General features: G+C 63.5%; 18 protein-coding genes and 1 pseudogene. 8 read left to right on the forward strand and 11 right to left on the reverse strand.

Annotated elements, in window-relative coordinates:
- The first annotated feature begins 20 nt into the window (after positions 1 to 20).
- From GIB19_RS25240 to GIB19_RS25255, 4 genes are read left to right on the forward strand one after another with little or no spacing between them, the layout of a single operon-like run.
- Positions 21 to 1,550, forward strand: coding sequence for an efflux transporter outer membrane subunit (locus GIB19_RS25240; protein WP_085273963.1), 1,530 nt, complete (start codon positions 21 to 23; stop codon positions 1,548 to 1,550).
- Positions 1,547 to 3,724, forward strand: a complete 2,178-nt coding sequence (locus GIB19_RS25245) for an FUSC family protein (RefSeq protein ID WP_027595285.1) — start codon at positions 1,547 to 1,549, stop codon at positions 3,722 to 3,724. Before GIB19_RS25240 ends, GIB19_RS25245 begins: the two co-directional genes overlap by 4 nt.
- A gap of 4 nt (positions 3,725 to 3,728) precedes the next feature.
- Positions 3,729 to 3,929 (forward strand): DUF1656 domain-containing protein, encoded by a 201-nt coding sequence (locus GIB19_RS25250; RefSeq protein ID WP_027595286.1) that lies wholly within the window; start codon positions 3,729 to 3,731, stop codon positions 3,927 to 3,929.
- Between the two features lie 10 nt (positions 3,930 to 3,939).
- Positions 3,940 to 4,800 carry an efflux RND transporter periplasmic adaptor subunit gene (locus tag GIB19_RS25255; protein WP_099430401.1) on the forward strand — a complete coding sequence of 287 codons (861 nt, stop codon included), beginning with the start codon at positions 3,940 to 3,942 and terminating at the stop codon, positions 4,798 to 4,800.
- A 419-nt stretch (positions 4,801 to 5,219) separates the two neighbouring features.
- On the opposite strand, the pseudogene GIB19_RS25260 reads toward GIB19_RS25255, so the two are convergent.
- Positions 5,220 to 5,424 (reverse strand): annotated as a pseudogene (locus GIB19_RS25260) (RHS repeat-associated core domain-containing protein); the annotation flags it as partial.
- Between the two features lie 218 nt (positions 5,425 to 5,642).
- Positions 5,643 to 6,098 carry a universal stress protein gene (locus tag GIB19_RS25265; protein ID WP_099430399.1) on the reverse strand — a complete coding sequence of 152 codons (456 nt, stop codon included), beginning with the start codon at positions 6,096 to 6,098 and terminating at the stop codon, positions 5,643 to 5,645.
- A 273-nt stretch (positions 6,099 to 6,371) separates the two neighbouring features.
- Between GIB19_RS25265 and GIB19_RS25270 the strand changes: the two genes are divergently transcribed.
- The 4 genes from GIB19_RS25270 to GIB19_RS25285 all read left to right on the forward strand — a co-directional run bounded on the left by GIB19_RS25270 (position 6,372) and on the right by GIB19_RS25285 (position 11,470).
- Positions 6,372 to 7,277, forward strand: coding sequence for a LysR family transcriptional regulator (locus tag GIB19_RS25270; protein WP_099430398.1), 906 nt, complete (start codon positions 6,372 to 6,374; stop codon positions 7,275 to 7,277).
- 114 nt (positions 7,278 to 7,391) lie between these two features.
- Entirely contained in the window at positions 7,392 to 8,933 is a 1,542-nt protein-coding gene (locus GIB19_RS25275; RefSeq protein ID WP_238209595.1) for an MFS transporter, read from the forward strand.
- Positions 8,934 to 8,960: 27 nt separating this feature from the next.
- Positions 8,961 to 10,022 carry an HlyD family secretion protein gene (locus GIB19_RS25280; RefSeq protein WP_274888463.1) on the forward strand — a complete coding sequence of 354 codons (1,062 nt, stop codon included), beginning with the start codon at positions 8,961 to 8,963 and terminating at the stop codon, positions 10,020 to 10,022.
- On the forward strand, positions 10,019 to 11,470 hold the full coding sequence (locus tag GIB19_RS25285; RefSeq protein WP_274888464.1) for an efflux transporter outer membrane subunit: 1,452 nt from the start codon (positions 10,019 to 10,021) through the stop codon (positions 11,468 to 11,470). The genes GIB19_RS25280 and GIB19_RS25285 overlap by 4 nt, the downstream gene beginning before the upstream one ends.
- 131 nt (positions 11,471 to 11,601) lie before the next feature.
- Here GIB19_RS25285 and GIB19_RS25290 read toward each other — a convergent pair whose 3' ends face one another.
- The 9 genes from GIB19_RS25290 to algG form a co-directional block, all read right to left on the reverse strand.
- Positions 11,602 to 12,426 (reverse strand): SDR family oxidoreductase, encoded by an 825-nt coding sequence (locus GIB19_RS25290; RefSeq protein WP_099430394.1) that lies wholly within the window; start codon positions 12,424 to 12,426, stop codon positions 11,602 to 11,604.
- A 152-nt stretch (positions 12,427 to 12,578) separates the two neighbouring features.
- Positions 12,579 to 13,043: a multidrug transporter gene (locus GIB19_RS25295; protein ID WP_099430393.1), complete on the reverse strand. Its 465-nt coding sequence runs from the start codon at positions 13,041 to 13,043 to the stop codon at positions 12,579 to 12,581.
- A 311-nt stretch (positions 13,044 to 13,354) separates the two neighbouring features.
- A complete protein-coding gene (locus tag GIB19_RS25300) occupies positions 13,355 to 14,809 on the reverse strand; it encodes a mannose-1-phosphate guanylyltransferase/mannose-6-phosphate isomerase (RefSeq protein WP_274888465.1) in 1,455 nt (484 codons plus the stop codon).
- A 37-nt stretch (positions 14,810 to 14,846) separates the two neighbouring features.
- Positions 14,847 to 15,494: an alginate O-acetyltransferase AlgF gene (locus tag GIB19_RS25305; RefSeq protein ID WP_027595301.1), complete on the reverse strand. Its 648-nt coding sequence runs from the start codon at positions 15,492 to 15,494 to the stop codon at positions 14,847 to 14,849.
- Positions 15,495 to 15,514: 20 nt separating this feature from the next.
- The gene (locus GIB19_RS25310) at positions 15,515 to 16,672 is read right to left on the reverse strand and encodes an alginate O-acetyltransferase (RefSeq protein ID WP_027595302.1); all 1,158 of its coding nucleotides are present in this window, start codon (positions 16,670 to 16,672) and stop codon (positions 15,515 to 15,517) included.
- A gap of 11 nt (positions 16,673 to 16,683) precedes the next feature.
- Positions 16,684 to 18,141 carry an MBOAT family O-acyltransferase gene (locus GIB19_RS25315; RefSeq protein WP_085273969.1) on the reverse strand — a complete coding sequence of 486 codons (1,458 nt, stop codon included), beginning with the start codon at positions 18,139 to 18,141 and terminating at the stop codon, positions 16,684 to 16,686.
- Positions 18,142 to 18,336: 195 nt separating this feature from the next.
- Positions 18,337 to 19,440, reverse strand: coding sequence for a mannuronate-specific alginate lyase (locus GIB19_RS25320; protein ID WP_274888467.1), 1,104 nt, complete (start codon positions 19,438 to 19,440; stop codon positions 18,337 to 18,339).
- 7 nt (positions 19,441 to 19,447) lie between these two features.
- On the reverse strand, positions 19,448 to 20,887 hold the full coding sequence (locus GIB19_RS25325; protein WP_274888469.1) for an alginate O-acetyltransferase: 1,440 nt from the start codon (positions 20,885 to 20,887) through the stop codon (positions 19,448 to 19,450).
- A 13-nt stretch (positions 20,888 to 20,900) separates the two neighbouring features.
- The gene (algG, locus tag GIB19_RS25330; protein WP_027595306.1) at positions 20,901 to 22,460 is read right to left on the reverse strand and encodes a mannuronan 5-epimerase AlgG; all 1,560 of its coding nucleotides are present in this window, start codon (positions 22,458 to 22,460) and stop codon (positions 20,901 to 20,903) included.
- Positions 22,461 to 22,479 lie beyond the last annotated feature (19 nt).

Consider the following 22,479-nt stretch of genomic DNA (forward strand, 5'->3'; position numbering starts at 1 on the left):
TTCCTCGGGAAATCGCAGCTGTGCCGCGTCGCATCATCAGAACGCTTCAAGTGTTCAGTGCCTGTGCCCTTACCCTCACCTTGAGCGGCTGTATCGGAACCTGGGGCATTGCCCCGCAAAGCAAGACATTACACGCCAATACCCTGACCACCGACGCGGCGATACGCGAAGCGGCCACCGACGCGCACTGGCCCGACCAGCAGTGGTGGCAGGCCTATCGCGACCCCCAGCTGAACCGCTGGGTCGCATTGGCCGTCGAGGGCAGCCCGAACCTGGCCATGGCCCTGGCGCGGGTGCGCGAGGCCAAGGCCATGGCCGGTGTGGTCGAGTCGGCAGAAAAGCTGCAAGCCAATGGCCAGGCCACACTCAAGCGCCACAACTGGCCCGAGGATCAGTTCTACGGGCCTGGTGCGCTGTCGGGCGCCAATACCTGGGACAACAACGCCGCCATCGGTTTCAGCTATGCCCTAGACCTCTGGGGCCGCGAGCGCAATGCCAGCGAGCAGGCTGTGGACCAAGCGCACATGAGTGTGGCCGAGGCCCGCCAGGCGCAGCTCGAGCTGCAGAACAACGTGGTGCGTGCCTATATCCAGCTAAGCCTGCACTTCGCCCAGCGCGATATCGTCAAGGCTGAACTGGAGCAGCAGGAGCAGATCCTGGCCCTGGCCAAGCGTCGGCTGGACGCTGGCATCGGCACCCATTTCGAAGTCAGCCAGGCCGAAGCGCCGCTGCCCGAAACCCATCGTCAGCTCGACAGCCTTGACGAAGAGATCGCCCTGACCCGCAACCAGCTTGCTGCGTTGGCCGGCAAGGGGCCAGGGGAGGGCGCGCAGATCCAGCGCCCGACCCTGACCCTCGGCGCCCCGCTCACGCTGCCGTCGGCGCTGCCCGCCGAGCTGGTCGGCCAGCGCCCGGACGTGGTCGCCAGCCGTTGGCAGGTGGCCGCGCAAGCCCGTGGCATCGACGTCGCGCATGCCGGCTTCTTCCCCAATGTCGACTTGGTCGGCAGCCTCGGTTTCATGGCCACGGGCGGCGGCCCGCTGGAGTTTCTCACCGGGCGCAAGTTCAACTACAACGTCGGCCCGGCAATCAGCCTGCCGGTCTTCGACGGCGGCCGCCTGCGCTCGCAACTGGGCGTCGCTTCAGCGGGCTATGACATGGCCGTCGCGCGCTACAACCAGGCCGTGGTCGGTGCGTTGAAGAACATCTCCGATCAGTTGATCCGCCGCGAGTCGATGAAAGAGCAATCGCACTTTGCCGCCGAATCGGTCGCCGCCGCGCAGAAGACCTACGACATCGCCATGGTCGCCTTCCAGCGTGGCCTGACCGACTACCTCAACGTGCTCAACGCGCAGACCTTGCTGTTCCGTCAGCAGCAGGTACAGCAGCAGGTGCAGGCCGCCCGCCTGATCGCCCATGCCGAGCTGGTCACCGCCCTTGGGGGTGGCCTGCAAGCGGGCAAGGACGTGCCGGAGCAAGAGCGCCAGGCCGCACCGAAAACCCCGGCCACCCTGGCCATTTTCGACAAGCAGCCGGATAACGCCGAATGAGCACCTCAAGCCTGCCCGTGCGCTGGCTGCAGAGCCTGGAGTGGCGCCGGGGCTTCTTTGCCTGGGCGCGCACCGATGGCGTGACCTGGGTCTACATCTTCAAGGTGCTGGCCGCCGCCTTCATCACCCTGTGGCTGGCCATGCGCCTGGAACTGCCGCAGCCGCGCACGGCGATGATCACCGTGTTCATCGTCATGCAGCCGCAAAGCGGCCACGTGTTCGCCAAGAGTTTCTACCGGGTGCTCGGCACCCTGGCAGGCTCGGCGATGATGGTCGCGCTGATCGCCATTTTCCCGCAGAACACCGAGCTGTTCCTGCCCAGCCTGGCCCTGTGGGTCGGCCTGTGTTCGGCAGGCGCGATGCGCTACCGCACCTTCCGCGCCTATGGCTTCGTGCTGGCCGGCTACACCGCGGCGATGATCGGCTTGCCGGTGCTGGAGCACCCCGACCAAGCCTTTATGGCGGCCGTGTGGCGGGTGCTGGAAATCGCCCTGGGGATTTTGGTTTCAACGTTCGTCAGCGCCGCGATCCTGCCGCAGTCGGCCAGCGCCGCCATGCGTAACGCCCTCTACCAGCGCTTTGGTGTGTTCGCCGGCGTGGTGGTCGAAGCCCTGCGCGGTGATAGCCAGCGCGACCGTTTTGAAAGCAGCAACGTGCGCTTCATCGCCGAGGCTGTGGGCCTGGAAAGCCTGCGTAACGTCACCGCCTTCGAAGACCCGCACATGCGCAGGCGCAGTGGCCGGTTGGTGCGCATGAACAGCGAGTTCATGGCCATCACCACGCGCTTCAATGCCCTGCATCGGCTGCTTGAACGCCTGCGCGCCCGTGGCCCGCTGCAGATCGTCAGCGCCATCGAGCCGGGCCTGGACACCTTGGTCGAACTGCTTCAGCCCTACGTGGGCCGCGCCTTGACCGACTCCGACGCGCTGCGCCTGACGCTTGAGCTGGCCGCCTACAAAGAGGGCCTGCAAGCCCAGGTGCGTGGCTTGCGCGCCGAGTACCAGCAAACCAACCCCAGCGAGTCCGACCTGCTCGACTTCCACACTGCCTTCGAGCTGCTGTATCGCTTTGTCGACGAAATGTTCAGCTATGCCGAGACCCATGCCTCGCTGGCCGTGCACAAGCACGAGCGCGAGCAGTGGGACGAGCCCTATGTGGCGCAGACCAGCTGGCTGGTGTCGTTGGCTGCTGGCGTGCGCGCCTCGGCGGTGCTGTTGCTGCTGGGCAGTTACTGGTTGCTCAGCGACTGGCCCAGCGGCGCCATGATGACGCTGATCGCCACGGTCACCGTGGGCCTGTCGGCGGCCTCGCCCAACCCTAAGCGCATGTCATTCCAGATGGCCTGTGGCACGGCGATCGGGGCCTTCGTCGGGTTCTTCGAAACCTTCTTCGTGTTCCCCTGGATCGACGGATTCCCGCTGCTGTGCATGGTCCTGGCACCGGTCTTCGTGCTGGGGGCGTTCCTGTCTTCGCGGCCGGCTTACGCCGGTTACGGCATCGGTTTGCTGGTGTTTTTCGCCATCGGTTCGGTGCCCAACAACCTGACCGTCTACGACCCTTACACCTTCATCAACGACTACATCGGCATGGTCATCGGTATGTTCGTCTGCGCGGCGGCCGGGGCGATCATCCTGCCACCCAACAGCCGCTGGCTGTGGAGCCGGCTGGAGCAGGAACTGCGTGAACAGGTGCTGTTCGCCATCAGTGGCCGCTTGCGTGGCCTGGGTTCAGCCTTCGAGAGCCGCACCCGCGACCTGCTGCACCAAGCCTATGGCCTGGCTGCCGGCAAGCCGAAGGTGCAGAGCGAGCTGATGGGCTGGATGTTCACCGTGCTGGAAATCGGCCACGCCATCATCGAGCTGCGCAAGGAACAGGCCCGCGCCCCGATCCACCCGGCCTACGCCGAGTCGCAGCCATGGCGCCAGGCCATCCGCGTCATGGGCCGCGCCCTGGCGCGTTTGTTCCTGCAGCCCAGCGCCAGCAACCACGAGCGCGCACTGGTGGCGGTGGACCATGCCATCAGCCGCGTGCAGGCTACCGACGAGCCCTTCGCCCGGCACTTCGACACCTCGGTGCTACGCCGCGCGCAAAGCTACCTGCACTTCATCCGTTCTTCCCTGCTGGACCCACAGTCGCCGCTGGCACCGGCGAAAGGACTGCACCATGCCCCGTGAAATCATGCCCCGTGAAATCGCCTTCCATGGCGTGTACATGCCCACTATGACCTTGATGTTCCTGTTCGCCCTGGGCCTGGCCTGGGGCCTGGACCGCTTCATCGCCAGCCATGACGGCTACCGCTTTTTCTGGCACCCGGCGCTGCTGCGCCTGAGCCTGTTCGTCTGCCTTTTCGGCGCCCTCGCGCTGTCTGTCTACTGGTGAGAAACCTTCGATGAAAAAGTTCTTCAGCCTGATCGCCACCCTGCTGGTGCTGGTGGCCGCCGTGGCGATCGGCCGCCAGTTGTGGCTGCACTACATGACCACGCCCTGGACCCGCGACGGGCGTGTGCGTGCCGACATCATCAACGTCGCTGCCGACGTGCCCGGCTACGTGGTGGGTGTACCGGTCAAGGACAACCAGCGGGTGAAGAAGGGCGACCTGTTGATCCAGATCGACCCTGAGCACTACCAGATGGCCGTCGACCAGGCCAAGGCGCTGGTTGCCTCGCGCAAGGCCACCTGGGAAATGCGCAAGGTCAACGCCAAGCGCCGCGCCGACATGGACAACCTGGTGATCTCCAAGGAAAACCGCGACGACGCCAGCAACATCGCCAACTCGGCCCAGGCGGATTATCAACAGGCCCTGGCCGAACTGGCGGCCGCCGAGCTGAACCTCAAGCGCACGCATATCGTGGCCACGGTGGACGGTTACGTGACCAACCTGAACATCCACAAGGGCGACTATGCCCGCACCGGTGAGCCGGTGATGGCGGTAGTCGACGAGAACTCGTTCTGGGTTTATGGCTTCTTCGAAGAGACCAAGCTGCCGCACGTGAAAGTGGGGGACCAGGCTGAGCTGCAGATGATGAGCGGCGAGCGCATCAAAGGCCACGTAGAGAGCATTGCCCGCGGTATTTATGACCGCGACAACCCCCAGAGCCGCGAGCTGATCGCCGATGTGAACCCGACCTTCAACTGGGTGCGGTTGGCGCAGCGCGTGCCGGTGCGGATCCACATCGATGAAGTGCCGGAAGGGTTTTTGCTGGCGGCGGGGACGACGTGTACGGTGGTGGTGAAGCCGAGTGAAGGGTGATTATTGCAGTTACCCTCCTCTTATGCGGCCCTGCAACTCAACGTTCGATACGTTGTCTTGATGTCGGGTCGTTATAATGCCTAATCTATCCATGCTGGTAACAATCTTGTAGTGGGGGAACTGGATAGCCCTGATCAAACGTACGTTGCTGTTGGGTTGTTGCACCTCGAAGTTCAGAGAAGCATAGATAGGTTCTTCAGTGCGGTTACGTACACGTACGCTGTTGCTGGGGTGGTGTAAGTTAGATTGAATAGACATATATAGATTTTCTGGATCGCTTATGTCAGATGTGGGCGTTGCGCGGTCTGATTGTGGTGATTGGGGGGCTGATCGTGGGGCCATTATGCCGTAGGCCGGATTGGCGCTTGAAACGACTCGGCGTTTTTTCTGGCCTCTAATCGCGTTAAGTATCTTCGTCCAAAAGCCGATGTGTCCGGTCGGATCGCTATTGTTTACTGGGTCACCACCACAATAAACATAGGCATTTGGACCACTTTCACCGAATGGGCTCCAACTGTCCGGGCTATTGAAACGCATTAGCTTCGAATTGAATGCTCTATACCCGTTACCCAATAAATAATAGCCCGCTATTGAATCTGCGAGCTCTCCGTTGAAACCGAGTAAGCTGACCAGATGCTTGTGAGGGCTCCTTAGACCATAGGCGGAATAGGTAAAGTGCTGGCGGTGTGGAGGTTCGGATCCCTGCGCTGTTTCCTGGTAATGGTTTGCCACGAGCATTCACCTTGGTTGGTTGGGTGGCTGATGCTTGTATGCTGATTCAATAGGCCAATGCTGACTACTGGCTGTTTTGTCAGGTACTGAGTAGCTGTAGCACCGGCACATCAATGTTGGTTTGCCATGCCCACCATTACTGGAACCTCAACACGATCAATCACCTTCGCGCTGATCGAAGGATCCAGCAACCGCCCCAATCGTGACAGGTGGCGATGACCCATGATGATCAGTTCGCAACGCAGATTTTGCGCCTTGCTGACGATGGCCTCGACCGGCTGCCCGGCCACCATGCAGCCCTGGCTGGTGAAGCCGGCGTCCTGCAACTCGCGCACGGCCTTGGCTACGGCGTGGTCGGCATGTTGCTGCTCCTCGCAGGCGGCGGGGTATTCCTCCAGTTCTTCGGTGGTGTAGGGCGCGGGTTGCTCGTGCACGGCGAAAGTGCTGTCGATGGCCAGCAGCACATGCAGCTCGTGTTCATCGGGGCGGCAGTAGCGGCGGGCGAGGGTGAGCAGGGCGAAGGATGCGGGGGAGGCGTCGATGGCGATGAGGACCGGGGTGGGCATGGGAATCCTTGTCGAAGCTAAATGATGTGCTGGCTGTACCGGCCTCTTCGCGGGGCAAGCCCGCTCCCACAGGTTGGCCGCACAAACCTCGGGCATTGCGGGGTACCTGTGGGAGCGGGCTTGCCCCGCGAAGAGGCCGGTACAGCCACTGCATCACTTATGGCCCATCCAAAGCCCGGAATAAATGCCCCACCACGCACGACCTTATTGCGTCTGACGCAATCCACCAACCTGCTACCATCGCCGTTCCCACAATCGCCACGGAAAACGGCCATGCAACTCCCGGACATGAACCTGCTCGTCGCCCTCGACGCCTTGCTTGACGAAGGCAGTGTGGTGGGCGCCGCGCAGCGCATGAACCTGAGCCCGGCCGCCATGAGCCGGACCCTGGGGCGCATTCGCGATGCCTTGGGCGACCCGATCCTGGTGCGCGCCGGCCGTGGCTTGGTGCCGACACCCCGTGCGCTGGCGCTGCGCGAGCAGGTGCATGGGCTGGTGGAGCAGGCCGGGCAGGTGTTCCGCAGCCGTGACGATGTCGACCTGGTCAACCTGGACCGGGCTTTCAATATCCGCACCAACGATTTGTTCATCGCCCTGTACGGCGCCCAGCTGTTGCGCATGATGCTGGCCCAGGCACCGCGTACGGTGCTGCGTTTCGTGCCCGAGGGCAGTGGCGACGATGATGCGGTGCTGCGCAACGGGCATATCGACCTGATCATCAGCTCGGCCGTCGAGCTGGGCCCGGAAATCAAGGTGCAGAGCCTGTTCAACACCTACTTCGTAGGCTTGGCGCGCGAGGGCCACCCAATCTTCGATGCCGAGATTACCCCTGAGCGGTTCGCCGCCTACCCGCAGATCAGCGTGTCGCGCCGTGGCCGGGCCAATGGGCCGATCGATGTCGCATTGGCCAACCACAAGGTCGAACGGCGGGTGGCGCTGATCACCACGAGCTTCCACTCGGCGATGTTTTCGCTGCCGGATTCGGACCTGATCCTGCCGATCCCGGCCAACATCCTCAACAGTGTGCAGCGCTTGAAACTGCCCCTGCGCTCGTTCGAGATCCCGGTGCCGTTGGAGAAGGTCAACGTCAAGCAGGCCTGGCACCCGCGGTTCGACAATGACCCGGCACACCGCTGGCTGCGCCAGACGTTGAAGGCATGTGGCAGCTTCGACCCGTAACAGAGGTCGATTGCGTTTGGCGCAATATAAACCTGCCAACAAGTCAGTTTTCGTAAGCATTCGACCTTCTTAGACTTGCTCCAGCCCTGAAATTGTTGCTGGAGATGTATTCCCATGAGTTCCCTGACCGCGCCTTCTGCTGCGCTGGCTGCCGCCCCCGCGCCGGCCGCCCCCGTGCAGACGGCATTCGGCCTGCAGGTGGTGGTGGGGTTGTTTGGGGTGTTGCTGGCCGTACTCTGTGCCGGCCTCAACGAGGCGGTGACCAAGATCTCGTTGGCCGATATCCGCGGCGCCATGGGCATCGGTGCCGACGAAGGCGCCTGGCTGCTGGCTGCGTACAGCGCGGCTTCGGTGTCGGCGATGGCCTTTGCACCCTGGCTTGCCACGACCTTTTCCCTGCGCCGCTTCACGTTGTCTGCCATTGGCGTGTTCGCCGTGCTGGGCCTGCTGCAACCGTTCGCCCCCAACCTGCACAGCCTGATGCTGCTGCGGGTGCTGCAAGGCTTTGCCTCGGGCGCCTTGCCGCCGATGCTGATGAGCGTCGCGCTACGTTTTCTGCCTCCGGGCATCAAGGTCTATGGCCTGGCCTGCTATGCCCTGACCGCCACCTTCGGGCCGAACCTCGGCACACCGCTGGCGGGCCTGTGGACCGAGTACGTCGGCTGGCAGTGGGCCTTCTGGCAGATCATCCTGCCGTCGCTGCTGGCGATGTTCTGTGTCGGCTGGGGCCTGCCCCAGGACCCGTTGCGCCTGGAGCGCTTCAAACAGTTCGACTGGCGTGGCGTGCTGCTGGGCCTGCCGGCCATCAGTTGCATCGTTCTCGGCCTGTCGCTGGGTGACCGCTGGGGCTGGTTCGACTCGCCGCTGATCTGCTGGCTGCTGGGCGGCGGCCTGCTGTTGCTGGTGCTGTTCCTGTACAACGAGTGGTCCGAACCGCTGCCGTTCTTCCAGTTGCGCATGCTCTCACGGCGCAACCTGAGCTTCGCCCTGGTGACCTTGGCCGGTGTGCTGATCGTGCTCTCCGGGGTGAGCAGCATTCCGTCGGCGTACCTGGCGCAGATCCAGGGCTACCGGCCGGCGCAGACCAGCCCGCTGATGATGCTGGTGGCCATGCCGCAACTCATCGCCCTGCCGCTGACCGCAGCGCTGTGCAACATCCGCGCGGTGGACTGCCGCTGGGTACTGGCAATGGGGCTCGCCATGCTGGCGCTGTCGTGCGTGGGCAGCAGCCTGTTGACCTCCGAGTGGATACGCGGCGACTTCTACCCGTTTTATCTGTTGCAGGTGTTTGGCCAGCCGATGGCCGTGCTGCCGCTGCTGATGCTCTCCACCAACGGCATGACCCCGCAGGAGGGCCCGTTCGCCTCGGCCTGGTTCAACACGGTCAAGGGGCTGTCGGCGGTGATTGCCGGCGGCTTGCTGGATGTCTTGGGCACCGTGCGCCGGCATTTCCATTCCAACCACTTGGTCGACAGCCTGGGCAATGCGCCGCTGATCGATGACAGCGCCGCCGGCCTTGCCCGGCGCATTCATGAACAGGCCCAGGTACTGACCTCGGCCGACCAGTACCTGGTGATGGCGTGCATTGCCGTCGCGTTGATCTGCCTGATTCCCTTTGTGCCTACCCGGATCTTCCCGCCGCGTGCGGTGGCTTGAGCCCGTGACTGAATTCGAGACTTAGAAATGACCAACAACCGTAAAACACTTTTCATCGGCTCGGTGCTCGCCGTTGCCGTGCTGGCCGGCATCGTCGGGCCTTGGATGCTGGGCAGCGATCACCGCCAGCGCACCAACGACGCCTATGTGATCGCCGATTACACCGTGGTCGCGCCCAAAGTCGCAGGCTTTATCAAAGAGGTGCTGGTCGAGGACAACCAGCAAGTCACGGCAGGCCAGTTGCTCGCGACCCTCGATGCCCGCGACTACCAGGCCGCGCTCGACGCAGCCCAGGCGCAATTGCTGGTGGCCAAGGCGCAGAGCGCCGATGCCCGCGCCACGCTGGAGCGCCAGGCCGCCTTGATCGCCCAGGCCGAAGCCGCCGTGAAAGCCGCCCAGGCCGAAGCGGCGTTTGCCGATCATGAAGTCAACCGCTACAGCCGCCTGGCCGAGCAAGGTGCCGGCACCGTGCAGAACGCCCAGCAGGCGCGCAGCGGAGTCGATCAGGCCCGTGCGCGCCTGGCCAATACTCAGGCGGCGTTGGTGGCTGCACGCAAGCAAGTGGACATCCTCAGCGCCCAGGTGGCCAGCGCCGATGGCCAGCTCAAACGGGCCGAAGCGGGGCTGGAGAAAGCCCAGCTCGACCTGTCCTACACGCGCATCATCGCACCGGTGGACGGCATGGTCGGCGAGCGCGCCTTGCGTGTCGGCGCCTATGTCAATCCGGGGGCTCGGCTGTTGTCGGTGGTGCCGTTGCAGCTGGCCTATGTGGTCGGCAACTTCCAGGAAACCCAGCTGACCCATGTGCAGCCCGGCCAACCGGTCAGCATCAGTGTCGATACCTTCTCGGGCGAGCAACTGCATGGCCATGTCGAGAGCATCGCACCGGCCACCGGTGTGACGTTCGCGGCGGTCAAGCCGGACAATGCCACCGGCAACTTCACCAAGGTGGTGCAGCGCATCCCCGTGAAGATCGTGTTCGATGATGGCCAGCCGCTGCTTGCGCGGCTGCGTGTGGGCATGTCGGTGGAAGCCACCATCGATACCCGCGGCGACAAACTCGAAGGCAAAGAGGTGAGCGCACGATGAAACCGGCCTTTCGCTTGAGCCCGGTGTTGCTGGCGTTGCTGATGGCCGGCTGTACCCTCGGGCCAGATTTCAAACGCCCGGACAGCCAGGCCCCACAACAGTGGGCAGGCTTGCAAGGCGAGGCTGCGGCCAGTCAGCCGCAGGCCGAACCCCTGGAACTGCGCTGGTGGGAGAGCTTCCACGATGCCCGGCTCAGCGCGCTGATCCAGCGGGTCGCCGAACGCAACCTGGACTTGCAGATGGCCAGTGCGCGGCTGCTGCAAAGCCGTGCCTTGCGCAGTACGGTAGCAGCGGATCAAGCGCCGTCGGTCGATGTGAACGCGGGCTACAGCCGTGCTCGCAACAGCGCCGAAGGGCTGAGTGACCCCTCGGGCCACGCGGGCAAATCGGCATTCAACCTGTGGCAGGGTGACCTGGTCGCGGGGTGGGAGCTGGACCTCTGGGGCCGAGTACGCCGGCAAGTGGAGGCTGCCGATGCGACGGTCGAAGTGGCCGAGAATGACCGCCGTGGCGTGTTGCTGGCGCTGTTGTCGGAAACCGCCGGCAACTACATTCAGCTGCGTGCGGTGCAGCACACCCTGGACGTCACCCGTGACAACCTGAAGGTGGCGCAGCACAGCCTGAAGTTGTCCGAGAATCGCCAGGCCGAAGGGGTCGCCACCCGCCTCGACGTGGCCCAGGCCAGTGCCCAGGTCGCCTCCATCGAAGCCCGCCTGCCCAGCCTTGAGGCCAAGCGCGACGACTTGATCAACGCCCTCAGCCTGCTCGCGGCCGAGCCGCCCCGCAGCCTTCAGGCACAGTTGCTCGAAGGGGGTGAACTGCCCGCGCCCCAGCAGCAGTTCGCCATTGGCCTGCCGTCGGAGTTGGCCGAGCGCCGGCCGGACATTCGCCAGGCCGAGGCGCGCCTGCATGCGGCCACCGCCAGTATCGGCGTGGCCAAGGCCGACTTCTACCCGAGCATTCGGCTGTCGGGCAGCCTGGGCTTCCAGGCCATGCAGCTGTCTGACTTCGGCGGCTGGGACTCGCGCCGCTTCGCTTTTGGCCCGCAACTGTCACTGCCGATTTTTGAAGGTGGGCGGCTCAAAGGCACGCTGGAACTGCGTGAGGCGCAGCAGCAGGAAGCCGCGCTCAACTACCGCAAGGTGGTGCTCGGTGCCTGGCATGAAATCGACGATGTGCTGCGCCTGTATAACGCCAGCCAATTGCGTCGCGACCATTTGGCCGAGGCGGTGCGGCAGAACCGCATCGCCTTGGAGACTGCCCAGCGCCAGTATGTGGAAGGGGCGGTGGACTTTCTCAATGTGCTGACCGTGCAAGGGGCGTTGCTGGCTAGCGAAGAGCAGTGGATCGACAGCTCGGCGGCGGTTTCCCAGGCGCTGGTGGGGCTGTACAAGGCGCTGGGTGGGGGTTGGCAGGCGTTTGATACACAGCCTGCGAACAAAGTTTGATAGGTGTTGTGGCTGTACCGGCCTCTTCGCGGGTAAACCCGCTCCCACAGGTACCGTACAGATTTTGAGCACTGTGCAGTACCTGTAGGAGCGGGTTTACCCGCGAAGAGGCCAGTACTGCCAAGCATCAATCAAAGCGGCCGCAGCAACCCAAACCGCTTGCGCAACACCCAGTCCAGCAACCGCCGCGGCAACAGCCTGGCAATCAGCGGCAACGCCGTGCTGCCATTACCCAGCCTGACCACCGCAGGCACCGCCGTTTTGCGCGTAGCCGCCAACACCCCTTGGGCAAACACCGCCGCAGGCGTCGGCCGGTCCTGCGATGCCCGCGCCCGTGCCTGCACATATTCGCGCAGTGGCCACCACGGCGAATCCGCAGCCAACACCTGATCGGCCTGGCGCTGGGCATTGCTGGCGAACTGCGAAGCGATCGCCCCCGGCTGCACTTCCATCAGCCGAATGCCAAACGGCGCCAGCTCCAGGCGTAGTGCATCGCTCAGGGCGTTGACGGCAGCCTTCGAGGCGCAGTAGGCCCCAGCGAACGGCGTGACCAGCACCCCAGAAACGCTGCCGATATTCACCACCAGCCCACGCGCGCGGCGCAGCAGCGGGAACAACGCGCGGGTCACGCCGACCACGGCGAAAACGTTGGTTTCGAATTGCTGGCGCATGGCGTCCACACCCCCGTCGAGCAATGGGCCCATGGCACCGTAGCCAGCGTTGTTGATCAGCATGTCGAGGCGGCCGTGGCTTGCTTCCAGCTCATCGGCCAGTTGGATCAGGGCTTGGCCATCATTGACGTCCAGTTGCCGGGCGGTGAAACCGGCGGCGGCTAAATGCGCGACATCTTCAGGTTTGCGGGCGGTGGCCCAGACTTCATGGCCAGCATCGCGGAAGGCGTCGGCCAGGGCGCGGCCGATGCCGCTGGAACAACCGGTGATCAGGACGGTGGGCATGGGAGATGGCCTTGAGTCGGGTAAGTTTGTGTTGCCTGTAGTGGCCTCTTCGCGGGCAAGACCGCTCCCACAGGTACTGCACAGCGCTCAAAATCTGTGCGGTAACCTGTGGGAGCGGGCTTGCCCGCGAAAGGGCCCGACCAGGCGACAGATCAATTGGCAAATGTACCCTGCAGATGCTCAGCCCGAAACTCCAGCGTCTGCGGCCGATAGCCAGAGCGCAGTGGCGGCAAAGGCAGGCAATCCTTCCACTCGGCACCCGGCTGCAGCTCACCCGGCCCCCGGTAACGCGGCGCGCTGTAGGTGTTCTCGGCCAGGTTGACGGTATCGCCCGGCGCATACGCCCCCACCCGCCAACGCAGTTCGGTCAGCGGGGCCTTGTTGCCGTTCTTCATGTGAACCTGCAGCGCACGGTCGGCGGGGCATTGGTCCGGGGCATAGCTCAGGCGCAAGTCCAGGCGCGCCAGTTGTGTGGCTTCGCGGTTGTCTTGCCAGGCCACGAACAGGGCGACCAGGCCGATGCCGCACACGGCGGCCAGGGATATCGGCAACGCCTTCGCTGGGTAACGCAGCAGCAGTACCAGCCAGGTGAGGATGAGAACGGCGCCGATAAGCATGAGTCGGTGACCTCAGGTACGCAATTCAGACCATCGTAGCGGTAAACCGACCTCGCTTGAAGGACGGCCTTGAAGGCCAACTACCTCGTAGTCCTGCGAGTACCGGCATGGCGAGTAGCAAATTAGTCTGTCGTCGACGCGTTCACTCAATGAATCGAAAACGACAAGGTACTCACGATGAACACAGTAATTGATCTGCTAGCTGAAGAAGCTGAACGGCCAATGGGCGCATCGAACTTAAGGTGTAATTTCACCATGCGCAAAAAAACCGCTCCCTTTTAAAAGGGGAGCGGTTTTTCTGAGCACTGTACTTATTGCGCGATGGTCTTCACCGAAACCCCACGCTCGACCGGCGTCGAGGTGCGCCCATACACATCTTCGAAACGCTCGATGTCATCCTCGCCCAGGTAGCTGCCGGACTGCACTTCGATGATCTCCAGCGGGATCTTGCCCGGGTTGCGCAGGCGGTGCACCGAAGCGATCGGGATGTAGGTCGACTGGTTCTCGGTGAGCAGGAACACGTTCTCGTCGCAGGTCACCTCGGCGGTGCCGGACACCACGATCCAGTGCTCGGCGCGGTGGTGGTGCATCTGCAGCGACAGGCTGGCGCCTGGCTTGACGGTGATGTGCTTGACCTGGAAGCGGCCGCCCATGTCCACCGAATCGTACGAGCCCCATGGGCGGTACACTTCCAGGTGGTTCTGGGTCTCGCTGCGGCCTTGCTCGTCGAGGGTCTTGACCATCTGCTTGACGCCTTGGACCTTGTCCTTGTGGGCAATCATCATGGCGTCCTTGGTCTCGACCACGACGATGTTTTCAAGGCCGATCACCGACACCAGCTTGCCGTTGCCGTGGATCATGCAGTTGCGGCTGTCCTGCACTACCACATCACCCTTGGTGACGTTGCCGTTGTCGTCCTTCTCGTGCACATCCCACAGCGATGACCAGCAGCCCACGTCGCTCCAGCCGGCCGACATCGGCACCACGCAGGCGCGCTGGGTCTTTTCCATCACTGCGTAGTCGATGGAATTGTCCGGGCAGCAGGCGAAGGTGGCTTCGTCGATGTTCAGCACATCGCCGTCTGCCTGGCTGCGCTCCAGGGCCAGCACGCAGGTGTCGTAGATGTCGGCGTCGTGCTTTTTCAGCTCTTCGAGGAAGCGGCTGGCGCGGAACAGGAACATGCCGCTGTTCCAGAAGTAGCCCCCGGCCTTGACGAACTCGGCGGCGCGTTTCTCGTCGGGCTTTTCAACGAACTGCGCCACCCGCGCCACACCTTCAGGCAGCAGTGCGTCCTGGCTGGAGCGGATGTAGCCATAGCCGGTCTCGGGTTTGGTCGCCGGCACGCCGAACAGCACCATCTCGCCACGCTCGGCGGCCACGGTAGCCAAGGCCAGGGCGCGCTGCAGGGCTTTCTGATCGTCGATCACGTGGTCGGCGGGCAGCACCAGCATCAGGTCGTCGCGGCCTTCGCTGACCAGCTTCATCGCGGTCATCGCCACGGCTGGGGCGGTGTTGCGGCCGAACGGTTCCATCAGGATGCCTTGGGTTTTCAGCTTCAGTGCCGAGAGCTGTTCCTGAACGATGAACGTGTGGTCCTTGTTGCAGACCACGATCGGCGCGTCCATGCCTTCGAACACCAGGCGTTGGATAGTTTGTTGGAACAGCGTGTGCTCACCGGTCAGGGCCAGGAACTGCTTGGGGAACTGCTTGCGCGACAGAGGCCACAGACGCGAACCGCTACCACCAGAAAGAATTACCGGGATCATGATGTTTCTCCAATAAGGTCGTTAATGAGGCAGGGGATCAGTTAGTGGACACTGGGCGGGTAACCCAGACCGGCGACAGGCTGCTGCCGGAACCGGTGACGTACAGCACGGCGGCTTCGCCGCGCTCCAGGGCGACGGGTTTGACGTCGCTGACTTTCTTGTCGCCGGCATACAAGGCGAGGTTGACCTTGACCGGGTTGATCTCACGCTCGCCACGGCCTTTGGCGGCGACTGGCGTGACCACTTCGGTCTTGCCATCGGCGGTCTTCAGGGTCAGCGACTGGTCGCTGAGGTTCTGTACGCGTACCAGGGCTTTCTGCTTGTTCTTGAACGGCGGCTCTTCGATCAGTTGCGGGTTGCCGCTGCCGCTGTTGACCAGGGTGTAGTACTTGTCCGAGGCCAGCTTGACCGGCACGCTCTTGCCGCCCACCTGGGCGGTGTAGTCACCGCCTGGGAGGAAGCTGAAATCGCTGCTGGCCTGGGCGCCGACCTGCTTGATCTGGGTGTTGCCGACCGAGGCGGCGGCAGGCGCGCTGGCGGCGTTGTACAGGCGCACGAAGGTCGAACCTTTCGGTGCGGTGGGGCCGTACAACGCGGCGTCGGCACCGGCGAAGGCCTGCATCGAGGCAAGGGACAGGCCTGCTGCGAGGGTGAGGGCTTTGGCAATGGAAGTCTTGGTAGTCATGTGCATTTCCTCTCTTTCGATCAGTGGTTCGTCCGGGTGGACGACAGGGCCAGGTTTTCTTCGGATTTACGGGAGTTCTTCAGCTGGGCGATCCACTGCGGATCGAAGCTGCTGAGGTCGTTTTTCATGGGCAGATAACGTTCGGGGAATTCCCACACCACGACTTGTGGGGCGGCATTTTTGAAGGCATCGCTTTGCAGGTACTTGAGCATCGGCAGCAGCGGGCCGTGGCCGTCTTCGGCGTAGTTGGCGACGTCGCTGCGCAAGGCTTGCTGCAAGGCGCCGAGGAAGTTCCAGTGCGGGTTGGCGCTGTAGCTGGTGCCGACCAGTGCGACCGGGATCTGGCTGTCGGCGAACAGCGCGTCGCCCGCATCGCCAGCGGCTTGGGCTGGGCGCGTGGTGCGTTGCTGCAGGTTGTCAGGGCTCGGCAGCAGGTTGCTGAACAGCGGGTCCAGTGGCAGGAAGTTGGTCAGGTCGCCTTTGTAGGGCGCCGTGTTGCCGGCTTCGGTGATGAAGGTTTGCGGGTCGCCATTGAGCAGGCTCTGGCGGCTGACCGCTTCGGCCAGGGCTTGTGCGGCGACTTCGGCGCCCATCGGCGTCCAGTGTGTGTCGGTGCGCAGGAACACCTGGCCGCGGGCCTTGGCCTGTTCCATGGGCGCCATCAGGTCTGGGGCGAACACGTTGGCCTGGCGGGCTTGGGCATGGAAGCGGTTGTACAGGTCGTCGTGCAGGCTGGCGGGCAGCTCCTTGCCGACGTACTCGGAATAGACCCGCGCCTTGGCCGGCACGATTGCCAGCACCAGCTGGCTGCCGTGTTGTTGCAGGGTGTCGCGCACGCCACGGATCAGCGCCAGGTTTTCCTGCATCAGTTGCTCGGCACCGGCGGTGGGTTTGAACTCTTCATCGCTGAACAGCCACTGGTCGCGGCCCAGCACCACGCCCGGGCGGCCTTCGTTGAACAGCTTGAAGTCCAGCGCCGCCCAGAGGTTGGTGCCCAGGCGCTTGATCGGGAACTGTTCGTCGTAGTGGGTCTCGGCAGCCTTGGCCAGCTTGCCGTTGAGCAGGGTCATCTGCGCGGTGCGCTGGAAGCTTTCCAGGCCGCCGGTGGACCAGGCGCCCATGCCGACCAGCAGGCCGAGGAACGACAGCGAATAGGTAATGCGTAATGTCCGGGTCATGGTCATCAACCTCAGAACTGGAAGTAAAGGAACGGCGAATAGCTCTGCGCCGAAAGCTTGAGGATCGAGGCCACGAACAGCAGCAGGACCAGGGCGCGGGTCATCACCCGAGTCCAGTCCAGGCCGATCGAGCCGTCGGCGTTGACCTGCACCGGGGTTGCCTTGGGAGTCGGCTTGGCATTGCGGTAGAAGTCGCGCAGGCCGAAGAACGCCAGGGTGAGGTAGGCGATCACCAGGGTGGCCACCTGCAAGCCGGTCAGCTGGGCGCGGTTGAGCTCCGACAGCTGCCATTCACCAAAGCTGAACATGGCGGCGTACATGCGCCCGGCCACGTGCAGGTTCTCGGCGCGGAAGATCACCCAGCCGACCACGACCAGCAGGAAGGTGAAGGCCCACTTGACCGGGTTGAAACGCTGCGGGTTGGTGTCGATACCCAGCGCCCGCTCGATCGCCAGCCACATGCCGTGCCAGGCGCCCCAGAGGATGTAGGTGAAGTTGGCGCCGTGCCACAGCCCGCCCAGCAGCATGGTGAGGAACAGGTTGCGGTAGGTGTTGAAGGTGCCTTTGCGGTTGCCGCCCAGGGTGATGTACAGGTAGTCACGCAGCCAGGTCGACAGGCTGATGTGCCAGCGGCGCCAGAACTCGGTGATCGACTGGCTGATGTAGGGCTGCTTGAAGTTCTCCATGAAGCGGAAGCCCATCATCAGGCCCAGGCCGATGGCCATGTCGCTGTAGCCGCTGAAGTCGAAGTACAGCTGCGCGGTGTAGGCCAGGGCGCCCAGCCAGGCGTCGCCGGTGGTCGGGTTCTGCAGGGCGAAACAGTGGTCGGCCACCACCGCCAAGGTGTCGGCGATGAACACTTTCTTGATGAAGCCCTGCATGAAGCGGGTGCAGCCTTCGGAGAACTTGTCCAGGGTGTGGGTGCGGTTGTTGAACTGGTCGACCAGGTCTTTGAAGCGCAGCACGGGGCCGGCGATCAGGTGCGGGAAGATCGCCACGAACGCCGCGAAGTCGATCAGGTTGCGGGTGGCCGGGGTGTCGCCGCGGTACACGTCGATGATGTAACTGATCGACTCGAAGATGTAGAACGAGATACCGATCGGCAACAGCACGTGGGTGAGGATGAACGGCTCCAGGCCGAACGAGGTGATGATCGCATTGAGGCTGTCGACGCCGAAGTTGGCGTATTTGAAGTAGCCGAGGATGGCCAGGTCGACGCCCACGCCCAGCAGCAGCCAGCGCTGGGCCGGTTTGGTACGCACGCCGGCGGCGCCGACTTTCAGGCCGATCCAGTAGTTCCACAGGGTCACGCCGGCAAACAGGGCGAGGAAGTCCACCCGCCACCAGGCATAGAAGATGTAGCTGGCGATCAGCAGCAGCAGGTTGCGATAGCGTTGCCCGCTCAGGTAGTACAGGCCGAGAAAGATCGGCAAGAACAGGAACAGGAACACGTTGGACGAGAAGACCATCCCGGTTCTCCTAATTTGTTCACAGCATCCAGGGCAAAACGCCCCCCGAACCCCCCAGTCCATGACTGAAGAGCAATTCATTTCCTGTGGGAGCGGGCTTGCCCCGCGAAGGCGTCAGCACAGGCGACGCTTTTTCCCTTTCGGGCCATTCGCGGGACAAGCCCGCTCCCACAGAGATCAGCCCACAGTGGGCTGTTATTTCTTGCTCTGTGCGCTCGGGTCATAGACCCGGGTCAGGTTGCCGCCGAGCCTGAAGCTGTCGAACGGCTGCATACCGTGCTTGCGATCAAGGGTGTCGCCGACGCACTGGTACAGCGCGCACCAGGGCTCGAGCCAGGCGTACTTGCTGTCGACCTTGAGGTCTTTCATGTCCTGTTTTGCACCGGCGCGTTCAGCGAAATGGCGCGGGTCACGGGCGCCGGCCAATACGCCTTCACCCAGGCGCTGCAGGGCGAAGTTGTTCTCGCTGCGCAGGTCCACGCCATTGACCTTGGCGAAGCTGGCGATCATCGCCAGCGGTGGCAGGGCATAGTTGTGGTAAGCCAGGGCGCGCTGCTTGCGTTTGATTTCGTTGGGCAGGAAGCCTTGGTCGTCGATCTGGTTGGCGCCGACCTTGTATTCCTTCACGGCCCAGTCGAACAGGTCGCGACGGTCGGTGGCCACGGCGGTGGCCATCACCGACCAGGCCGCCCAGTAGCTGTGGTTATTGATCTTCTCCAGCGGCAGGTCGCTCCAGTCGCGCACGGTCTGCTCGGCCAGGCGGGCAAACCAACGCTCGATCTGCTCGGCCTCGGCCTGGTGCGCGGCCAGGGGCTGCGCGTTGGAGAACTTCAGGCGTAGCCACGATCCGCTCATGCTGCCCAATGCCCATTTGCGCATCGACTTGCCGGTGTGGTTGTAGTCGGTGGACAGCAGGGCGTCGGCCCGCGCCCAGGTTTCGAGCCAGGCAAGCGTGCAGTCGAGCTGCGCCGGGCGGCCGTCACGCATGTACTGGCCGACCATCTTGCTGACGCCTTTCTCCAGCGTGGTGATGTCGGCCGTGGAGTCGCGGAAGGCTTTTTCCGAGGCCACATTGAGGGTCGCCCGGGCCTTGTCGGAGCCTTCGTACTTGCTGCGAAACTGCAGCGCGCCGGTGTACGGCTTGGGGGCAGGTTCGCAGCGGAACTTGCCATCGCTGGTCTTGAGCTTTTCGATCCCCTCGTAGTAACCCAGGGGCGGTACCAGCGCGGCGTGCGCGGCGCCGCCGAACAGGGCCAGGCTGAGCAGGGCGGGGCTGATGAGTCGCTTGAATGGGGTCATGGTCGCCTCACTGGCCGGCTTGCGCGGTTTGCGCAGGCACGGCGAAGTTGTTGCGTTTGCAGAGTTTGGCCTCGACCTTCTGGGTGCCGTTCTCCGGCCCCTGGACCTCGAAGGCCAACAGGTTCTGGCTGGCCCAGTCTTCGTCTTCGCGCATCTGGAAGACGAAGCGGCCGTCGGTGTCGGAGGTTTCCGGTTTCTCCAGCTTGATGTCCTCGTGGCGGCCGTTGAGGTACCAGAGGGTGGCCTGCAGCACCTTCACCGAAGGGTCTTCGAACTTGACGTCCATCTGCAGGTTGCGGTTGATCAGGTCTTTGATCACACCGCCCTTGCCGTTGACCATCAGCTCGTTCTTGCCGGGCTTGAGCGTGGTGCTGGCGCTCATCAGCGCCGGGCGTGCGTCACAGCCATCGTCGAGCAGGCCGAGGATCTGCCGCCAGATGGTTTCCTGGTCCAGGCGATACAGCGGGGAGAACTCCCAGATCAGAATCTTCGGCGGGTTTTTCTGGAACTCTTCGCTGCCCAGGTACTGGATCATCGAGCCTTCCAGGCCACCGCCAGGGAAGGCGACGTTGAGCACGTCGGCGCCGATGTACTGTTCGAGGAAGCCCGAGAAGTTGTAGTTCTTGCCGCTGTGGCTGGTACCGACCAAGGTGATCTGCGCGTTGCCGCCATCGCCGAACAGGTCGTCGCCGCCGCTCGCGCCTTTTGGCTCGGTGGCGAACTGGTCCATGTACTGCACGGCGTAACTGGTGCCGCAGAGCTGGCCGGCGACGTTGTGCAGGGTGCCGGTCTTGCCCATGCGCCCGGACTTCTTGGTTTCGAATTCCTTGCGTGGGATGCCTTCGAAGGCCGGCATGTGGTGCACGGTGTCGGCCACGATCTTGGCGGCGCGCTCGGCGCCATACGGCGTCCAGTGCTGGTCACCGCGGAAGTAGAAGTCTTTGCCCTGGTCGGCGGCGGCCAGTTGCTCGTTGGTCAGCGGCGACAGGTCGGGCACGTTGTAGCCCATCTTGCTGAAGCGCTGGAGCATGGCCTGGTAGTTGCCCAGGGCCTTCTGGTAGTCGAAGGCGGCTTTTTCTTCCGGCTTGAGCATGTTGCGGTTCACCAGGCCACGGGTCGGCTGGTAGACCACGACCAGTTCCACGCCGCGTTTCTTGAACGCGTCGTGCACCTGCTGCAGGCGTTTGTAGCCGGCGGGGGTGGTGTTGAACTCGGTGCGCAGGTCCTCGCGGGTACGGAACAGCCAGTCGCCCTGGGCCTGTACCAGCGTGGTGAAGTTCTGCTGGTAGCGGGTGGTGTAGCGGCTGGCGTCGTGCGCCTCGGGGCACAGTTGGCAGCAGGGTTCGGCGCTGAACGTCGGGGCTTTCACCTCGTCGGCGCGCACGCCCTGGCTGATCGCCAGAAGGGCGGCGGACAGGCCCAGCAGTTTCATCAGGTGTGGAGTCATGGTCTGGGCTTCCTTAGTCGATCATTTCGGTCTGGCGTTCGACCGGGTCGATCAGCACAGCCTTTTGCTGGCGCACCAGCAGGTCGAGGATTTCGTCCTGGCGCTCGCCGAGGATGCCGTTGAGGCTGATGCCGTTGGCCTTGCGCGGTGCGAGCATCGACACCTTGTACAACTCGACCGACAGCGGCGAGTCGATCGACAGCGGCCCGGAGCCGTTGGCCGCCAGCTCACCGCCCACCACGATCAGCGAGACTTTGGTGTCGAACGGGTCGAGGGCGATGTCGCGGTCGGTGTCGGACAAGTCTTTGATGTGCCCGTAGACACCCACCAGGCCATTGGCCATGGCGACGTTTTCGTACAGGCGGATGTTCACGCTATTGCGCACGCGGATGCCGTGGCGGCGGTTGTTGATCAGCTTGTTGCCCCAGATCAGGTTGTCGCCGCTTTCATACAAGGTGATGCCGTCGGTGTGGTTGCGGTAGATCTCGTTGTAGGCGATCAGGTTGTTGACGCTGTTACGGTCGATCACCACGCCCGAGAGCTTGTTGTCGTAGCTCTTGTTGTTGATGATCCAGCTGTCGTTGACCTCACGCGAGACGATGATCCCGTGCTTTTTCTTGGTGCCGTACACCGTGTTGCCGGCGATGATCAGGCGGTGCGAACGGTCGTGCGGGTCAATGCCGTAGACGATGTTGTCGCGGTAGGTGTTGTCCTTGACCACGAAGTCCTGCGTCTCGTAGCAGTAGAAGCCGTACCACATGTCGCTGAACTCCGAGCCGATGATCCAGCCGGTCGGCTCCGGGCGGCCCATGCGCTTGGCCATGTTCGGCGTGTACTGCGAGATGCTCACACCGTACGACTTGGACTTGGCGTAGCCGAAGCTGGCCATCTTGGTGTTGACGATGTAGGTCTCGGTGCCGCCCCACGACAGCAGGAACGGGCGGAATTCCTTGGGCGAGCGGAAGGTCGCCGGGCCGTTGTCCTTTTCGCGCCAGCCGGTGACCTGGGTGTCGCTGACGAACAGCTTGCCGTCGTTGACCAGAAACGCGCCGCCCTCCTGGGACAGGCGCAGTTGCTTGACCTTGCCGTTGATTTCGAGGATGCCCTTCTGCCCGACCACGATTGGCAGGCGCGCCAGGTACACCCCCGGCTCGACTTCGCTGAGGTACTGCTTGGGTACCTTTTTGCTCAGCTCGACCAAGTCGACATGGCCGTCATCGACGAAGATCGCCTGGGGGATGCCGTGCTGGCGCTGCACCCATTCGGCGGCCTTGTTGTCGCCACCGATGAACTCCTTCAGCGACTCTTCCTGCAGCATGCGGCGCACGCTGACTTTGCCTTTGTGGCGGCGGTCGATCTTGTTCTGCACCGCCTCGGCAGTGAAGCCGCTGAGGTCGGGCAGTTTCGGTGGGTCCATGTGCAGCGGCTCGGTGGGCGCGCTGGACACGGTGTAGGTCTTGGCCTGCTGCAGTTCCTTGGCGATCACCGTGGGTTCTGCGGCGACGGCAAGGCCTGAGGCCAGCAGCAAGGCGCTGGCCAGGAGGCTGTGACGTAGGTGCGGGTGAAGGGGCATGACAAGAAATCCTCTACCG

This window comes from Pseudomonas sp. ITEM 17296, assembly GCF_028895205.1.
Taxonomy (GTDB): domain Bacteria; phylum Pseudomonadota; class Gammaproteobacteria; order Pseudomonadales; family Pseudomonadaceae; genus Aquipseudomonas; species Aquipseudomonas kermanshahensis.

What these genes read in the sequence shown, in the direction of transcription:
- GIB19_RS25245 (WP_027595285.1), top strand. Translation starts at nt 1,547, where the DNA reads ATGAGCACCTCAAGCCTGCCCGTGCGCTGGCTGCAGAGCCTGGAGTGG.
- GIB19_RS25250 (WP_027595286.1), top strand. Translation starts at nt 3,729, where the DNA reads ATGCCCCGTGAAATCGCCTTCCATGGCGTGTACATGCCCACTATGACC.
- GIB19_RS25255 (WP_099430401.1), top strand. Translation starts at nt 3,940, where the DNA reads ATGAAAAAGTTCTTCAGCCTGATCGCCACCCTGCTGGTGCTGGTGGCC.
- GIB19_RS25265 (WP_099430399.1), bottom strand. Translation starts at nt 6,098, where the DNA reads ATGCCCACCCCGGTCCTCATCGCCATCGACGCCTCCCCCGCATCCTTC.
- GIB19_RS25270 (WP_099430398.1), top strand. Translation starts at nt 6,372, where the DNA reads ATGCAACTCCCGGACATGAACCTGCTCGTCGCCCTCGACGCCTTGCTT.
- GIB19_RS25275 (WP_238209595.1), top strand. Translation starts at nt 7,392, where the DNA reads ATGAGTTCCCTGACCGCGCCTTCTGCTGCGCTGGCTGCCGCCCCCGCG.
- GIB19_RS25280 (WP_274888463.1), top strand. Translation starts at nt 8,961, where the DNA reads ATGACCAACAACCGTAAAACACTTTTCATCGGCTCGGTGCTCGCCGTT.
- GIB19_RS25285 (WP_274888464.1), top strand. Translation starts at nt 10,019, where the DNA reads ATGAAACCGGCCTTTCGCTTGAGCCCGGTGTTGCTGGCGTTGCTGATG.
- GIB19_RS25290 (WP_099430394.1), bottom strand. Translation starts at nt 12,426, where the DNA reads ATGCCCACCGTCCTGATCACCGGTTGTTCCAGCGGCATCGGCCGCGCC.
- GIB19_RS25295 (WP_099430393.1), bottom strand. Translation starts at nt 13,043, where the DNA reads ATGCTTATCGGCGCCGTTCTCATCCTCACCTGGCTGGTACTGCTGCTG.
- GIB19_RS25300 (WP_274888465.1), bottom strand. Translation starts at nt 14,809, where the DNA reads ATGATCCCGGTAATTCTTTCTGGTGGTAGCGGTTCGCGTCTGTGGCCT.
- GIB19_RS25305 (WP_027595301.1), bottom strand. Translation starts at nt 15,494, where the DNA reads ATGACTACCAAGACTTCCATTGCCAAAGCCCTCACCCTCGCAGCAGGC.
- GIB19_RS25310 (WP_027595302.1), bottom strand. Translation starts at nt 16,672, where the DNA reads ATGACCCGGACATTACGCATTACCTATTCGCTGTCGTTCCTCGGCCTG.
- GIB19_RS25315 (WP_085273969.1), bottom strand. Translation starts at nt 18,141, where the DNA reads ATGGTCTTCTCGTCCAACGTGTTCCTGTTCCTGTTCTTGCCGATCTTT.
- GIB19_RS25320 (WP_274888467.1), bottom strand. Translation starts at nt 19,440, where the DNA reads ATGACCCCATTCAAGCGACTCATCAGCCCCGCCCTGCTCAGCCTGGCC.
- GIB19_RS25325 (WP_274888469.1), bottom strand. Translation starts at nt 20,887, where the DNA reads ATGACTCCACACCTGATGAAACTGCTGGGCCTGTCCGCCGCCCTTCTG.
- algG (WP_027595306.1), bottom strand. Translation starts at nt 22,460, where the DNA reads ATGCCCCTTCACCCGCACCTACGTCACAGCCTCCTGGCCAGCGCCTTG.